Annotated in this window: 12 protein-coding genes and 1 pseudogene; 9 read left to right on the top strand and 4 right to left on the bottom strand. The window is 70.4% G+C overall.

The genetic code is table 11. From position 1 onward, the window contains the following. The first annotated feature begins 5 nt into the window (after positions 1-5). The 4 genes from NP777_RS18365 to NP777_RS18350 all read left to right on the top strand — a co-directional run bounded on the left by NP777_RS18365 (position 6) and on the right by NP777_RS18350 (position 4768). On the top strand, positions 6-209 hold the full coding sequence (locus NP777_RS18365) for a hypothetical protein (protein ID WP_256651230.1): 204 nt from the start codon (positions 6-8) through the stop codon (positions 207-209). Positions 210-455: 246 nt separating this feature from the next. Further along, positions 456-743 (top strand): Sec-independent protein translocase subunit TatA, encoded by a 288-nt coding sequence (gene tatA, locus NP777_RS18360; protein WP_256651229.1) that lies wholly within the window; start codon positions 456-458, stop codon positions 741-743. A 62-nt stretch (positions 744-805) separates the two neighbouring features. Further along, positions 806-1768: a twin-arginine translocase subunit TatC gene (gene tatC, locus NP777_RS18355; protein WP_256651228.1), complete on the top strand. Its 963-nt coding sequence runs from the start codon at positions 806-808 to the stop codon at positions 1766-1768. 177 nt (positions 1769-1945) lie between these two features. After that, positions 1946-4768, top strand: coding sequence for a DEAD/DEAH box helicase (locus NP777_RS18350; RefSeq protein ID WP_256651227.1), 2823 nt, complete (start codon positions 1946-1948; stop codon positions 4766-4768). A 44-nt stretch (positions 4769-4812) separates the two neighbouring features. On the opposite strand, the gene NP777_RS18345 is transcribed toward NP777_RS18350, so the two are convergent. The 4 genes from NP777_RS18345 to NP777_RS18330 form a co-directional block, all read right to left on the bottom strand. Further along, positions 4813-6075: an IPT/TIG domain-containing protein gene (locus NP777_RS18345; protein ID WP_256651226.1), complete on the bottom strand. Its 1263-nt coding sequence runs from the start codon at positions 6073-6075 to the stop codon at positions 4813-4815. Positions 6076-6227: 152 nt separating this feature from the next. Continuing rightward, a complete protein-coding gene (locus NP777_RS18340; RefSeq protein ID WP_256651225.1) occupies positions 6228-7010 on the bottom strand; it encodes an IPT/TIG domain-containing protein in 783 nt (260 codons plus the stop codon). Positions 7011-7746: 736 nt separating this feature from the next. Next, complete coding sequence (locus NP777_RS18335; protein ID WP_256651224.1) at positions 7747-8628, bottom strand: siderophore-interacting protein; 882 nt, start codon at positions 8626-8628, stop codon at positions 7747-7749. A 47-nt stretch (positions 8629-8675) separates the two neighbouring features. Further along, positions 8676-9587, bottom strand: a complete 912-nt coding sequence (locus NP777_RS18330; protein WP_256651322.1) for a 5'-3' exonuclease — start codon at positions 9585-9587, stop codon at positions 8676-8678. 233 nt (positions 9588-9820) lie between these two features. Between NP777_RS18330 and NP777_RS18325 the strand changes: the two genes are divergently transcribed. From NP777_RS18325 to NP777_RS18305, 5 genes and pseudogenes are all read left to right on the top strand, one after another. Next, positions 9821-10969, top strand: coding sequence for a quaternary amine ABC transporter ATP-binding protein (locus NP777_RS18325; protein WP_256651223.1), 1149 nt, complete (start codon positions 9821-9823; stop codon positions 10967-10969). Further along, on the top strand, positions 10962-13583 hold the full coding sequence (locus NP777_RS18320) for an ABC transporter permease/substrate binding protein (RefSeq protein WP_256651222.1): 2622 nt from the start codon (positions 10962-10964) through the stop codon (positions 13581-13583). Before NP777_RS18325 ends, NP777_RS18320 begins: the two co-directional genes overlap by 8 nt. A 120-nt stretch (positions 13584-13703) precedes the next feature. Next, a complete protein-coding gene (locus tag NP777_RS18315) occupies positions 13704-14435 on the top strand; it encodes a helical backbone metal receptor (RefSeq protein ID WP_256651221.1) in 732 nt (243 codons plus the stop codon). Between the two features lie 175 nt (positions 14436-14610). Further along, positions 14611-15324: pseudogene (locus NP777_RS18310) on the top strand (alpha/beta hydrolase fold domain-containing protein); the annotation flags it as partial. Between the two features lie 33 nt (positions 15325-15357). Continuing rightward, positions 15358-16254, top strand: a complete 897-nt coding sequence (locus NP777_RS18305; RefSeq protein WP_256651321.1) for a Vgb family protein — start codon at positions 15358-15360, stop codon at positions 16252-16254. The last annotated feature ends 40 nt before the right edge of the window (positions 16255-16294 follow it).

The following is a 16294-nucleotide window of genomic DNA, read 5'->3' as shown; positions in this document are numbered from 1 at the left end:
GCCGCATGCTCTGGCCGATGCTCGCCCTCGCCCTCGCCTTCTGCGGAATCGCCGTGCTCGCCGTCCTCTCGGCGCGGGTCTACGCGGAGGTCCGCAGGCTGGCCAGGCAGGTGTCGGACAGCTCGGAGCGGATCACCCGGGCCGCGGAGGACCTGGAGCGGGCCTCGGTTCCGCTGGGGTCAACCGTCGACGCTCTGCGTCGGCAGTGACCGACGCTCTGCGTCCGCGGTGGGGGTCGCCGCTGATGGGCACTCTGCTGCCCCACAGCCAAGCGGGGTACGCTGACATTTCGTGGCCCTGGAAACGAGGCGGAGGGCCGCAACCCGGAGTCCGCACGGGGATTGCTTCCGGTTTACCCCCGCGCGCTACGATCGCTGACAGCACGGCTGCCGGACACATGTCCGACTGGTCGGGCAGCCCCACCCCCAGCCGCCTCGGTGAGAAGGTAGACGCTTATGTTCGGAAGGCTCGGCGCTCCCGAAATCATCCTCATTCTTGTCGTCGTCGTGCTGCTGTTCGGTGCCAAGAAGCTTCCGGACATGGCCCGCTCGCTGGGCAAGTCGGCCCGGATCCTCAAGAGCGAGGCGAAGGCGATGAAGTCGGAGGGCCAGCAGCAGAACGCGCCGGCCGATCCGCCCCAGCCCGGTAAGGACGATGCCACTCACCGCACCATCCAGGCCGCGCCCGGAGACGTGACCAGCTCGCGCCCGGTGTCGGAGCCGAGCGACAGCACCAAGCGCTGACCCAGGGCCACTTGAAGGCGGCACGAAGGGCCGCCGCCGGACGCACGAGATGAGGACGTGGGTTGCTCAAGTCTGCCCGCAAAAAGGAGAAGGACCCCGAGGGGCGGATGCCCCTGTCCGAGCACCTGCGTGAGCTGCGCAACCGGTTGCTCAAATCGGTCCTGGCGATCTGCGTGGTCACGATCGTCGCGATGTTCTTCTACATGGACATCGCCAAGTTCCTGATGCAGCCGGTGCTGGACTCGGTCGGCTGTGGCGGGGCGTCGCTCTCCGACCTGTCGGGTAAGGGGAGCAAAGGCCACGACTGCGCCTACTTCACCGTGAACGGTCTGCTGTCGCCGTTCACGATCATGCTGAAGGTCTCCTTCACGACCGGTCTGGTGGTGGCCACCCCGGTCTGGCTCTACCAGTTGTGGGCCTTCCTCGCACCTGGGCTGCACCGCAACGAGAAGAAGTACGGCCTGTTCTTCGTGGGGCTCGGCGTACCGCTCTTCGTCGGCGGCGCCTTCTTCGCGTACAAGATCCTCCCGACCAGCGCCAAGGTCCTCATCGGCTTCACCCCGGAGGGGGCCAACAACCTCCTCCCGCTGGACGACTTCCTCGATCTGCTGGCCCGGATGGTCGTCGTCTTCGGGCTCGCCTTCGAGCTTCCGCTGCTGCTGATCCTGCTGAACTTCACCGGCATCCTCAGCGGGCGCCGGATGCTCGGCTGGTGGCGCGCCATGATCATGGGCATCACGGTCTTCGGTGCCATCGCCACCCCCAGCACCGACCCGATCGGCATGTTCGCCCTGGCCGGGCCGGTCACCGTGCTCTACTTCGGCGCCGTCGGCGTCGCCCTGCTCAACGACCGGCGCAAGGCGCGCCGCCGGGAAGCCGACCCGGACTTCGGCCTGAGCGACGACGAGGCGTCCCAGCTGGATCTGACCCCCGAGGCCGTGGCCGCGCCCAGCGCCAGGCCGGAGCTCACCGACGGGGACGACTCCGGCCCCACTCGGCGCAACGGCTACGACGACGTCACATAGCCGTACCCGGTCGTAGGCCGCCGTATCCGGCCGTACCCGGTCATACCCGCCCGCCTGTGGCCGCCCATCGGGCGGCCCGGCGGGCGGCTCGGCGTTCGGCCCGGTCCGGCGGCCCGAACAAAGCCCCGATAAAGATCGCGTGCGCTGTCGGAGGTGGCCGGTAGGCTCGTAGATACGATGACCGACGAGCTATCTCCCGCCGAGCGCTATGCGGCGTCCCGCGTCCGGGCCGCCGAGCAGGCCACCGCGCTGGCCCCCTTCCGTGAGATGTACGACTTCGAGCTGGACCCGTTCCAGATCGAGGCGTGCAAGGCCCTGGAGAGCGGCAAGGGTGTGCTGGTTGCCGCTCCCACCGGCTCGGGCAAGACCATCGTGGGCGAGTTCGCCGTCCACCTGGCGCTGACCCAGGGCCGCAAGTGCTTCTACACCACGCCCATCAAGGCGCTGTCGAACCAGAAGTACACCGATCTGGTGAAGCGCTACGGCGCCGACCAGGTCGGCCTGCTCACCGGGGACAACAGCGTCAATTCCGGGGCCCCGGTGGTCGTCATGACCACCGAGGTGCTGCGGAACATGCTCTATGCCGGCTCCCAGTCGCTGCTCGGCCTCGGCTATGTGGTGATGGACGAGGTCCACTACCTCTCCGACCGGTTCCGCGGCGCCGTCTGGGAGGAGGTCATCATCCACCTCCCCGAGTCGGTGACCCTGGTGTCACTCTCCGCGACCGTCTCCAACGCCGAAGAGTTCGGCGACTGGCTGGACACCGTCCGCGGCGACACCGAGGTCATCGTCTCCGAGCACCGTCCGGTGCCGCTGTGGCAGCACGTGCTGGCCGGGCGCCGGATGTACGACCTGTTCGAGGAGAAGCACGGCCAGGACGGCGACCAGGGCGGACGCCGCGAGGTCAACCCCGATCTGGTCCGGCTGGCCCGGATGGAGAACAGCCGCCCCTCCTTCGGCCGCGACAAGCGCCGCGGCCGCAATATGCGCGAGGCCGACCGGGAGCGCGAGCGCCGTCAGCGCAGCCGGATCTGGACCCCGGGCCGCCCCGAGGTGATCGACCGGCTCGATGCCGAGGGGCTGCTTCCGGCCATCACCTTCATCTTCAGCCGGGCCGGCTGTGAGGCCTCCGTCCAGCAGTGCCTCCACGCGGGGCTGCGGCTCAACGACGAGTCGGCGCGCTCCCAGGTGCGGGCCATCGTCGAGGAGCGCACCGCCGGGATCCCCGACGAAGACCTCCATGTGCTGGGGTACTTCGAATGGCTGGAGGGCCTGGAGCGGGGCATCGCGGCCCACCACGCCGGAATGCTCCCCACCTTCAAGGAAGTTGTCGAGGAGCTCTTCGTCCGCGGCCTGGTCAAGGCGGTCTTCGCCACCGAGACCCTCGCCCTCGGCATCAACATGCCCGCCCGCTCGGTGGTGTTGGAGAAGCTCGTCAAGTGGAACGGCGAGCAGCACGTCGACATCACCCCCGGTGAGTACACCCAGTTGACCGGCCGCGCCGGGCGGCGCGGTATCGACATCGAGGGCCATGCGGTGGTGCTGTGGCAGCGCACCATGGACCCCGCGGCGCTCGCCGGGCTGGCCGGCACCCGCACGTATCCGCTGCGCTCCTCCTTCAAGCCGTCGTACAACATGGCGGTCAACCTGGTCTCCCAGTTCGGGCGGCACCGCTCGCGCGAGCTGCTGGAGACCTCCTTCGCGCAGTTCCAGGCCGACAAGGCGGTCGTCGGGATCTCCCGCCAGGTGCAGCGCAACGAGGAGGGGCTGGAGGGCTACCGCGCCTCCATGACCTGCCACCTCGGCGACTTCGACGAGTACGCGCGGCTCCGCCGCGAGCTGAAGGACCGTGAGACCGAGCTGGCCCGGCAGGGCGCGGCCCAGCGGCGCGCGGCCGCCGCGGTCGCCCTGGAGAAGCTCCGCCCCGGCGATGTCATCCACGTGCCCACCGGCAAGTTCGCCGGGCTCGCCCTGGTGCTGGACCCCGGGCTGCCCGCCGGGCGGGTGGGCGGCCACCGCGGCATGGAGTACCACGACGGGCCGCGGCCCCTGGTGCTCACCGCCGAGCGGCAGGTCAAGCGGCTCGCGTCGATCGACTTCCCGGTGCCGGTCGAGCCGCTGGACCGGATGCGGATCCCCAAGTCGTTCAATCCGCGCAGCCCCCAGTCGCGCCGCGATCTGGCGTCCGCGCTGCGCACCAAGGCCGGCCACCACGATATGCGGCGCCACCGCAAGGAGCGCTCGCCCGCCGCCGACGACACCGAGATCAGCCGGCTGCGCGCGGCCATCCGCGCCCACCCCTGCCACGGCTGCAGCGACCGCGAGGACCACGCCCGCTGGGGCGAGCGCTACCACCGGCTGCTGCGCGACACCCGGCAGCTGGAGCGGCGCATCGAGGGCCGTACGAACACCATCGCCCGCACCTTCGACCGGATCTGCTCGCTGCTGAGCGAGCTCGGCTATCTGCGCGGTGACGAGGTCACGGACGAGGGCAGACGGCTGGCGCGGCTCTACGGCGAGCTGGACCTGCTGGCCAGCGAGTGCCTGCGCGAGGGCGTCTGGGAGGGGCTGCCCCCCGCCGAGCTCGCGGCCTGCGCCTCCGCGCTCGTCTACGAGGCGCGGACGGCCGACGACGCGCTGCCGCCCAAGCTGCCCACGGGCCGCGCCAAGGACGCGCTCGGCGAGATGGTGCGCATATGGGGGCGGCTGGACGCCCTGGAGGAGCACCACAAGATCAACCAGGCGGAGGGGGTCGGCCAGCGCGAGCCGGACCTGGGCTTCGCCTGGGCCGCCTACCGCTGGGCCTCCGGCCACGGGCTCGACGAGGTGCTGCGCGAAATCGACATGCCCGCCGGTGACTTCGTGCGCTGGACCAAGCAACTGATCGATGTGCTCGGCCAGATCGCCGCGGCGGCCCCCGAGGGCACGGTGGCGCGCAGTGCCCGCCGCGCGGTCGACGGGCTGCTGCGCGGGGTCGTGGCGTACTCCTCGGTCGGCTGAGCCGTCGCCCCGGTCCGCCGAGCCCGTCGCCCACCGCGGTGGGCTCAGGCCGGATCGTAGGTGAAGGGGAGGGTGTTGCTGTTGCCCGCGGGGGTGTGGAGCTGCACATTGACGGTTCCGGCCGCATGCGCCGGAGTCGTCGCCACGGCCAGGTTGTCCGAGAGGACGCTGAAGGAGGCCGGGACTCCGCCGAACGTCACGGAGTCGGTGTACGTGAGGTTGGAGCCGTTGATCGTGACGGAGTCGCCGCCCAGTGACGAACCCTCGTTCGGGATCAGCGAATTGATCACCGGAGCGCCGAGATAGGTGTAGTACGGGTTCCCGGGGCCCAGGGTGCTGGTGCCGCCCGGTGTGGTCACGGTGACCACGACCGTGCCGGTTCCGGGAGGAGCCGTCGCGGTCAGCTGATTGTCGGAGATCACGGTGAAGCCGGTGGCGAGGCCGGGGCCGAAGTGGACGGCGCTCGCCAGGGCCAGGCCGCTGCCGGTGACGGTGACGGAGTTGCCACCGGTGTCCGGACCGAACTGCGGGCTCACACCGGTGACGACCGGGGCGGCGACATAGATGTACGACAGCGGATTGCTGATGCCCCCCGGCGTGGTCACGGTCACGTTCACCACCGACGCCGGTCCCGCGGGCGCGGTGACGGTGATCTGGGTGGCGGTGTTGGTGAGGATGGTGGCGGGGGTGGCGCCGAAGAGGACTTGAATGGCACCGGTGAGGTTGGTGCCGGTGATGGTGACGGTGTTTCCGCCGGAGGTGGGGCCGGAGGTGGGGTTGAGGCTGGTGATGGTGGGGGCGGAGATGGTGGTGTAGGTGTAGGGGAGTGGGTTGCTGGTGCCGCCTGGGGTGGTGACGGTGACGTTGACGGTGCCGGTGCCGGCGGGCGCGGTGACGGTGATCTGGGTGGCGGTGTTGGTGAGGATGGTGGCGGGGGTGGCGCCGAAGAGGACTTGGGTGGCGCCGGTGAGGTTGGTGCCGGTGATGGTCACCGTATTGCCGCCGCCGGTGGGCCCGGAGGTCGGGCTGAGCGCCGTGAGCACCGGAGCCGCGACCGTCGTATAGGTGAAGAACACGTTCTGGGTGCTGGTGCCCGTCGGCCCCGTGACCGTGACCTTGGCAGTGCCACTCCCCGGCGGGGTCCTCGCCGTGATCTGTGTGTCGCTCACGACGGCCACATTGGTGGCGAAATTCGGGCCGAACCTGACCACGGTGGCGCCGATGAAGCCGGAACCGTTGATCGTGACAGGGGTGCCACCGGTCGGATTGCCTTGTGTGGGGCTGACACTGGTCACTACGGGGGCCATGATGCCCTTCTCCTTCTTGAGCCGTGCGGACGGCCGTGCCCTGACCGGCGGGGCGTCGGCCAGGGCACGGGGGATCGGAATTCACCGTGTGCCATGCGGGGGGCTGCCCCGGGGGATGACCGTGCGGGGCTCGCCCGCCCACGGTCGGTGGATCAGGTGACGGTGAAGGTGGCCGGGCCGGAGGTGCCACCACACGTGGTGACCGTGAAGGTCCCGGCGCCCGCGGCCGCCGCGGCGGGCACCGTGGTGACGATGGACGTGGCGTCGATGGGCGTGAAGGGCAGTCCCGTGAACGCGGTGGCGGCCGAGTCGGTGAAGGTGACGTCGGTGATGCCGATGAGACAGGTGGCGCCGGAGATGGTGGTCTCGGTCCCCGCCGGGCCCGTGGCAGGCGCCAGGGTGGCGGCGGCCAGGCTCGGCGCGTTGTAGTAGTCGACCTGGGTGGTACCCGCGGTCCCTGAGCCGCCTGCCGTGGTGACCGTGACTTGCTGGGTGTCGAAGCAGCCGGTCGGGGTGTGGGCCGGAGCGGTGACGGTGACCTGGGTGTTGTTGCCGCCGGCGGCGAAGGCGACCGGGGTGAGCGCGCCCACGTGGACGGTGCCCCCCGCCGCGAAGCCGGTGCCGAAGACCGTGAGCGAACCGCCGCCGGCGGGCAGGCACGTCTGACCCAGCCCCGTGGTCGTCGGCGCGACGATGACGAAGAACGGCACCGCGTTGCTCCGGGTTCCGTTCGACAGGTTGACGCTGACCGAGACCTGCCCCGAGCACGGCGCGGTGGTGGGAACCACGAAGGTGACCAGGGTGTTGGAGACCGACGCCGGGGCGACGACGGCGCCGCCGAAGTTCACCGAGACGGTCGTGCCCAGCGAGGTGCCGTTGATGTTGATGGTGTCGCCGACCTTGCCCTGGTTGGGGGTGAGGGTGGTGATGGGCATGAGTTTTCTCCTGTTCGATCGTCTTGCTGTGGGCGGGTGTGCCGGGAGAGGAGGGATGGGCACGTGGCCGTTGCCCGCACCGGCTTCCGTCGCGCAGAGGAGTGGAAGGGGAGACGGACCCTCGGGGCCCTGGGACGCCATGGCCTTCGGCGGAGACCGCATGACCGGTGATGGCGACTTGAGAGGGGATTCGACTCGTGTCCGGGTGCCGGCCGTAAGAGGGCGAGTCATGCATGGAACGGGTCGGCTCCGAGGTCACCGTGGTGCCGAAACTCTCGCTCGATGTGAGTCAACCAAAAGAGGGATAGGTGCGGAAGGTGTGAAATGGGCTCGAAAGGTGCTCATGTGACGATATGTCAAATCCCCATGGCGGGATCCCGCGAGCCGGAGTGCGCCCTCCGCGCCGCCGGATCGATGCCGATCGCTCCGCCGTGCCCGGTACACGCGGCGGCCCCGGCCGGATGCTCCCGGCCGGGGCCTGATGGTCGTACGCGCCGCGTCCGCTATGCGGCGGCCTCTTCTGCTGCGCCCCTTACATGACGGCTTTCTGCGCGGCGCTCCTACGCGGCGGCTTCCTGTGTGGAGCCGCTGGGCGGCGGGTTTCCGTACGGAGCCCCCTACGCGGCGGCTTTCCGTACGGAACCCCTTGCGCGGCGGCTTTCTGTACGGAGCCCCCTACGTGGCGGCTTCCCGTGCGGCGCCCCTACGCGGCGGCTTTCCGTACGGAGAGCCCCCCCTACGCGGCGGCCTCCCCCAGCCCCGCGCTCTCCTGCTCCGCCTCGACCTGCTGGTTCCACTCCCGCTTCGACGCCTGCCAGCCGTCCTCGTCATGGCCGCGCCGCCAGTACCCGGAGATGGACAGCCACTCGCGCGGGATCTGGCGCTCGAGGCGGAGATGGCGGCGGATCTCCTTCACGAAGCCCGCCTCGCCGTGGACGAAGGCGTGCGGCTGTCCGGGCGGGAACTCCAGCCCCCGCACGGCCGCCACCAGCGCCTCGCCGACCGGCGCGGCGCCCCGGTGGAGCCAGCTCACCTGGACCCCCTCGGGCGCGGTGACCTTGAGCTCCTCCGTCTCGTCCGCCACCTCGATGAACACATGCACCGGCACCTCGGGCGCGCCCCCCGCCCGGCTGTCGGTGAGCCGCTCCAGCGCCGTGGCGATCGCGGGCAGCGCGCTCTCATCCCCAGCGAGCAGATGCCAGTCGGCCTCGGCGCTGGGGGCGTAGGCGCCGCCCGGCCCCATGAAGTGGATCTCCTCGCCGGGCCGGACCCGGGCGGCCCACGGCCCGGCCAGCCCTTCGTCGCCATGGGTCACGAAGTCCACGGTCAGCTCGCGGGCCGCCGGGTCCCACGCCCGCACCGTGTACGTCCGCGTGACCGGCCACTGCTCGCGCGGGAACTCGGCACGGATCCGCTCCAGGTCGAACGGCTCGGGGTAGACGGCACCCCCGGTCGGGAAGAGCAGCTTGATGTAGTGATCTGTCCACTCGCCCGCATGGAAGTCCGCGAGGCCGTCGCCGCCCAGGACGACCCGCACCATATGCGGGGTCAGCCGGTCGGTGCGCACCACCTGTGCGCGATGCGGCGTGCGCGTCTTACGGGCCGGACGGTCCGCCATGGCGACCTCCCTGATCAACAAGAGTTAGGTTTACCTAACCTAACAGCTCATTCCTCAAGAGTGGACAGCAGTCTGCGCAAAGATCCGCCCAATCCCCAGCGCTCCGCCAGCGCCGCCACGGCTCCGGGGTCGCGCGGCGACCGCGGCAGCGCGGGGTCGAAGGCGGGCAGCGCCACGTCCGGGGCGACCCGCACCACCTTCGGGGCGACCTCGACATACGCCCGCGCCTCGGCCAGCCGCTTGCGCTGGGTGGGGGTCAGCTTGGCGGCGGGGTCGTCGACGGCGGCCATGATCCCGGCGAGGTCGCCATGGGCGGCCAGCAGCTTGGCGGCGGTCTTCTCGCCGACACCGGGCACCCCCGGCAGCCCGTCGCTGGGGTCGCCGCGCAGCAGCGCCAGATCCGCGTACCCCCGGCCGGTCACTCCGTACTTCTCGCGTACGTAGGACTCGTCGACGAGCTGCAGGGTGCCCACGCCCTTGACGGGGTAGAGCACCCGCACCCCGCGCTCGTCGTCCACCAGCTGGAACAGATCGCGGTCGCCGGTGACGATGTCGACCGGGCCGGCCGCCCGGCCCGTGAGCGTGCTGATCACATCGTCGGCCTCGTAGTCCGCGGCGCCGACCCGGGCGATGCCGATCGCGTCCAGCACCTCGTCGATCACCGGGACCTGCGGGGAGAGGGTGTCCGGCACCTCCTCCTGGTCCACCCCGGCCCCCGCCGGGGCCTCCTCGGCCACCCGGTGGGCCTTGTACGTGGGGATCAGGGCGACCCGCCAGGCCGGGCGCCAGTCGAAGTCCATGCAGGCCACCAGGTCGTCCGGGCGGTGGTCCTGGACGAGCCGGGCGATGAAGTCCAGGAGCCCGCGCACGGCGTTCACCGGCGTGCCGTCGGGGGCCCGGACCGAATCCGGGACCCCGAAATAGGCCCGGAAGTAGAGAGAGGCGGTGTCGAGGAGCATCAGGCGTCGCGTCACGATCCGACTATGCACTACCCCACTGACATCGACCCCGAGGATAATGTGAAGTGGATCACCGTTTGGTTTACGCCAAACGGTTGGGGGCAGGCGCGCCCCCGGAGCGAACCCGTTCAGTGATTCAACTATTGCGGCGGTCAGCGGTCCGATGCCGTTCCGCTCCACGACCCGCCGGCGGGGGTGGCGGGTCGCTTTTTCGTGCGATCTGAGAGGTACATGTGGCCAAATTGCGAGCCGAGCACCTGTACAAGGTGTTCGGCAGACGACCCGATGAGGCGGTGGCGCAGATGGAAGGCGGCGCGGACCGCGAGGAGCTCCGAGCGAACGGTACGACCGCGGCGGTCGTCGATGCCTCCTTCGCCGTCGAGGCGGGCCAGATCTTCGTCGTCATGGGTCTGTCCGGTTCCGGTAAGTCCACCCTGCTGCGGATGCTGAACGGACTGCTGGAGCCGACCGCAGGGCGCGTGCTCTTCGACGACGACGACCTGACCGCGCTCACCCCCAAGGGTCTGCGCGAGGTCCGGTCCCGCAAGATCAGCATGGTCTTCCAGCACTTCGCCCTCTTCCCGCACCGCAGCGTCCTGGAGAACGCCGCCTACGGCCTCGAGGTGCAGGGCGTCCCGCGCGAGGAGCGCGTCCGGCGCGCCACCGAGGCGCTGGAGATGGTGGGCCTGGCCGGCTGGGAGAAGTCCTGGCCGGATGAGCTCTCCGGCGGTATGCAGCAGCGGGTCGGCCTCGCGCGGGCCCTGGCCACCGACGCCGACATGCTGCTGATGGACGAGTCCTTCAGCGCCCTGGACCCGCTGATCCGCCGCGATATGCAGGATCAGCTGCTCCAGCTCCAGAAGCGGCTGAAGAAGACCATCGTCTTCATCACCCACGACCTGAACGAGGCCATGCGGCTCGGCGATCGCATCGCCGTGATGCGCGACGGCCGGATCGTCCAGATCGGCACCGCCGAGGACATCCTGGTCACCCCCGCCAACGACTATGTCGCCTCCTTCACCCAGGACGTGGACCGCAGCCGGGTGCTCACCGCCGGCGCGATCATGTCCGAGCCGGACGAGGCGCTGGGCACCAAGGCCGACGACGGCACCACCCTCCGCACCGCGCAGGACGTGCTGGCCGCCGCCCCCGCCACCGTCACCGAGGGCACCCCCATCATCGAGCTGTTCCAGCCCTGCTCGCGCAGCGGAGTCGCGGTCGCCGTCACCAATGACGACGGCGCGCTCACCGGCGTCGTCACCCGCGCCCGCCTGCTCGCCGCCCTCGGCGAGCCGGACGTCGCGCCCGACGGGGACCAGCCGCCGGCCGGTGACACCCCGGACGCGCCCGAGACCACCAAGAAGGTGATCACCGGTGCCTAGGCTTCAGCTCGGCGACTGGATCAACTCCGGCGTCAACTGGCTCCGAGACAATCTGAGCTGGCTCTTCGACTTCATCTCCAGCGTCGTCCAGGGCATGTACGACGGGTTGAACACGGTGCTCAGCGGCCCCGAGCCGCTGCTGCTCGCGGGCATCCTGGCGCTGCTCGCCTGGTGGCTGCGCGGGCTGCTGCCCGCCGTGCTCGCCTTCCTTGGATTCGCCCTCATCGACTCGATCGAGTTGTGGGGCGAGGCGATGAACACCCTCGCACTGGTGCTGGTCGCCGGTGTGATCACCGTCGTGTTCGCGGTGCCGCTCGGCATCTGGGCCTCGCGCAACCGCGCGGTGAGCGCCTTGATCCGTCCGGTGCTGGACTTCATGCAGACGATGCCCGCCTTCGTCTACCTGATCCCCGGCATCTTCTTCTTCGGCCTCGGGGTGGTCCCCGGTGTCGTCGCCACCGTCATCTTCTCGATGCCCCCGGGCGTCCGCATGACGGAACTGGGCATCCGGCAGGTGGACGCGGAGCTGGTCGAGGCGGCCGACGCCTTCGGCACCCATCCGCGCCGCACCCTGCTGCGCGTCCAGCTCCCGCTGGCCCTGCCCACCATCATGGCGGGCGTCAACCAGGTCATCATGCTGGCGCTGTCCATGGTCGTCATCGCCGGTATGGTCGGCGCCGAGGGCCTGGGCTCCACCGTCTTCCAGGCGATCAGCTCCGTCGACGTGGCCATGGGCTTCGAGGGCGGTATCGCGGTGGTCATCCTGGCCATGTACCTGGACCGGATGACCAGCGCGCTCAATCAGCGCGTCTCCCCGCTGGCCCGCCGCGCGCTGGCCAAGGAGAAGGCCAAGGCGCTCAGCGGCCTGAAGGTGCTGCGCTGGCGCCCCGCGACCTCCGTCGCCATGGTCGGCGTGGTCGTCCTGGCGCTGGTCGCCGGTGGTATGAGCATGTTCGGCGGCGACGACGAGGGCCCCAAGGTCTCCGCCAACGTCGGCAAGGGCCAGTCGGTCAACATCGGCTACATCAACTGGGACGAGGGCGTCGCCTCCACCTTCCTGTGGAAGGAGCTCCTGGAGCAGCGCGGCTTCAAGCCCAAGGTGCAGTCGTACGACGTCGGCGCGCTGTACACCGGTATGGCGGCGGGCAACATCGACTTCGAGACGGACTCCTGGCTGCCCACCACCCACGCCTCGTACTGGTCGAAGTACAAGAGCAAGCTGGAGAACCTCGGCTCCTGGTACGGCCCCACCTCCCTGGAGGTCGCGGTCCCCTCGTACGTCAAGGGCGTCAACACCCTGGAGGACCTCGAGAAGCAGTCCAGCACCTTCAAGAAGAAGATCGTCGGCATCGAGCCCGGTGCCGGTGAGATGAAGCTGATGCAGGACAAGGTCATGCCGGGCTATGGGCTGAACAAGAACTTCAGCCTGGTCAAGGGCTCGACCGCGGCCATGCTCTCGCAGCTGGACCGCTCCTACTCCAAGAAGGAGCCGATCGCGGTCACCCTGTGGTCCCCGCACTGGGCGTACGACAAGTACAAGCTCACCAAGCTGAAGGACCCCAAGGGCGCCTTCGGCAAGGGCGACCACATCGACTCGCTCGCGCGCAAGGGCTTCTCCAAGGAGAACCCGCAGGTGGCCAAGTGGATCAAGAACTTCAAGCTGGACGAGAAGCAGCTCACCAGCCTGGAGTCGGCCATCCAGGACGCCGGTAAGGGCAAGGAGCAGCAGGGCGTGCGCGCCTGGCTGAAGCAGAACCCGGGCATGGCCAACAAGCTCGCCCCGGTGCCCGGCGGCGCCGACCAGAAGGGCAAGGACGCGGGCGCCGCGCCGATGATCGGCTACTTCCCGTGGGACGAGGACATCGCCACCACCTACCTGTGGAAGAACGTCCTCGAACGGCGTGGCTACAAGCCGGAGATCAAGCAGTACGACGTCGGCTCGATGTTCACCGGGATGAGCACCGGACAGGTCGACGTCGAGTTCGACGGCTGGCTACCGGTCGCCCAGAAGCAGTACTGGGACAAATACAAGAAGAACCTGGTCGATGTCGGGTCGTGGTACGACAAGACCTCCCTGGAGCTCGCGGTGCCGTCCTACGTCAAGGACGTGAAGTCGCTCGCCGACCTCAAGGGGAAGTCCAGTACCTTCGGCGGCAAGATCGTCGGGATCGAGCCCGGGACCGGCGAGATGAAGCTCCTGAAGGGCAAGGTGCTCAAGGAGTACGGCCTGGACAAGGAGTACAAGGTCAGTGACGGCTCCTCGCCGGCGATGCTGGCCGAGCTGGAGCGGTCGTACGCCAAGAAGGAGCCGGTGGCCGTGGTCCTGTGGACCCCGCACTGGGCCTACAGCAAGTACAAGCTGACCAAGCTCGCCGACCCGAAGCAGGCGTTCGGGGCCGGCAACCAGCTCCACACCCTCGCCAACAAGTCCTTCCCGAAGAAGTTCCCCGAGTTCAACGGGTGGCTGAAGAAGTGGCACATGACCGAGAAGGAGCTGGCGACCCTGGAGCAGGCCATCCAGGACGCCGGTAAGGGCAATGAGGAGAAGGGCGTCCAGAAGTGGATTGACGCCCACCCCGGCATCGTCGACAAGATGGCGCCGGTGGCTTCCTGACCCACGGTCCGCACCGCACAACACCCGCGGCCCGGAGCACATGCTCCGGGCCGCGGGTGTTGTCAGCGGTGGGTGCCGTTTCGGGCTGTGGCGCGGGGCGTCGCGCCGTACGGTGGAGCGATGAGCCCTCGCACCCCCGTACGGCGCGTGGTGTCCCTCGTGCCCTCGCTCACCGAGGCCGTCGCCGCCACCGCGCCGGAGCTGCTCGCCGGGGCGACCGACTGGTGCATCCATCCGCCGGGCCTCACCGCGGAGCGGATCGGCGGCACCAAGAACCCCGACACCGCCCGGATCGCCGCCCTCGCCCCGGATCTCGTGATCGCCAACGAGGAGGAGAACCGCCCCTCCGACCTCGCCGCGCTGCGCGCCGCCGGTCTCGAGGTCCTGGTGACCGAAGTGCGCACCCTGGAGCAGGCGTTCACCGAGCTGGACCGGGTCCTGGTGCGCGGCTGCGGACTGGCCCGGCCCGGCTGGCTGGACGAGGCCGAGGCCGCCTGGGCGGACGTGCGGGCCGGGGGCCCGGTGCGGCACGCCGTCGTACCGGTGTGGCGGCGTCCGTGGATGGTGCTGGGCCGGGACACCTTCGCCGGTGACATCCTGGCCCGGCTGGGCGTACGGCACCTCTACAGCGCCCATCCCGAGCGCTATCCCCGGATCCCGATCCAGGAGTTGACGGCGCGGGAGGCGGATCTGGTGGTGCTGCCCGACGAGCCGTACCGCTTCACGGCCGATGACGGCCCCGAGGCGTTCCCCGGCCTCCCGGCGGCCCTGGTCAGCGGCCGTCACCTCACCTGGTACGGCCCCTCGCTCGCGGAGGCGCCCGCCGTCCTTACGGCCGCGCTGACTGTATGAGGGCCGGGCGGGTCGGTGTGCCCCGAGCTAACTTGTCCCCGTCATAACTTTTCTCCGCGGGGGTTCTTCGCGGGGGTTCTTCGCGAGGGATCTTCGCGAGGGAGATGAGCCCGCCGCCCCGCGAGTCTCGACCACCCACGACGGAGGACCGTTGCTGAACGTCATCGCCGTACCCATGGCGCCCGAGGCGGCCCGAGCGGTCCGCGACCGGCCCGACGCGCTGATCGCCGCCCCGCTGCCGGAGGACGCCGAGGTGCGCGGCGACTGGGTCCGCGCGCCCGGCGCCCACGGCGGCGCGGTGATCTACGTACACGGCGGCGGGTTCGCCCACACCATGCCCGAGGCCGAGCGGGTGATGGCCTATCGCCTGTCCGAGGCGACCGGCCGCCCCGCCCTGCGGGTGGACTACCGTCCGGCGCCCGAACACCCCTATCCCGCGGCGCTCGAGGACGTGCTGGCCGCCTGGCACGGCGTGCTGGACGAGGGCGTCCCGGCCGCCGAGGTCGTTCTCGCCGGCGAGTCGGCCGGTGCCACGCTGGTGCTCTCCGCCCTGCTGGAGATCGAGCGGACCGGCGGTCCGCGGCCCGGCGCCGCGATCGCGGTCTCACCCGTCACCGACTTCGCCCTTACGGGTGCGTCGATCGCCGCCAACGACGGTAAGGACGTACTGAGCCGGGCCGCCCTCGCCTCCATCAGCGCCCAGTACCTGGCCGGCGCGCCCGCCGACCGGGCCCCGCAGTCGCCGCTGTACGGGGATCCGCGCGGGCTGCCGCCGCTGCTGATCGCCGTCGGCACGGACGAGGTGCTCCTGGACGACGCCCGCCGCTTCGCCGAGGCGGCGGCCGCCGCCGGGGTGAGCGTGCGCCTGGAGGAGTACGAGGGCATGCCGCACGCCTTCCACCTGTCCGAACCGGGCGAGGTGCTGCTGGACCGGATCGGCCGGTGGCTCGCCGACCCGGTCCGCGTCTTCACCGTCAGCGGCCCGGACGCGGGCCCCTACGCGCTCACCGAGGGCCCCGACGGCGCCCTGTGGTTCACATTGGTCCACCAGGGCGCGATCGGCCGCAGGGACGCCGACGGCCGGATCGCCGTCCACTCCGTGGGAGCCAAGCCGACGGTGATCGCCCAAGGGCCGGATGGCGCCCTGTGGTTCAGCGAGTACGGCACCCACCGCATCGGCCGGATCGCGGTGGACGGCACGACCTCCTCCTTCGCCCCGCCGACCGCCGACGGCGGCCCGTACGGGGTCGCCGCGGGCCCGGACGGGGCCATATGGTTCACGCTGTCGGCCGCCGACCGCATCGGGCGGATCACCGAGGACGGCGACATCACCGAGTACCCCGCGCCCGGAGCCTTCCCGTCCGCCATCGCGGCGGGGCCCGACGGCGCGATGTGGTTCACCCTCAACCAGGGCAACGCCATCGGCCGGATCACCATGGACGGCCATACGACCGCCCACCCCCTGCCCACCGAGGCCGCCGCCCCGGTGGGCCTCGCCCAAGGGCCGGACGGCGCCCTGTGGTTCACCGAGATCGGCGCGGGCCAGATCGGCCGCGTCACGGTGGACGGGGCCGTCACCGAGTACCCGCTGCCCGACCGCCAGGCCAGGCCGCACGCCATCACCAGCGGTCCGGACGGGGCGCTGTGGTTCACCGAATGGGGCCGCGGCGGGGTCGGGCGCATCACCACGGACGGCCGGATCACGGCGTACGACCTGCCCCGGGCCGACTGCGAACCGCACGGCATCGCCGCGCACGACGGCGCGCTGTGGTGCGCACTGGAGACGGGAGCCCTGGCCAGGATTGACGTCCCCCGTTGACCTTTCCGCACACCTGATGGCCTCGACGGGGTGGGGCGGG

The organism is Streptomyces rugosispiralis (assembly GCF_024505145.1).
Classification (GTDB): domain Bacteria; phylum Actinomycetota; class Actinomycetes; order Streptomycetales; family Streptomycetaceae; genus Streptomyces; species Streptomyces rugosispiralis.
Note: the sequence above shows the minus strand (reverse complement) of the source record. Positions and strands in the feature narration are given on the sequence as shown.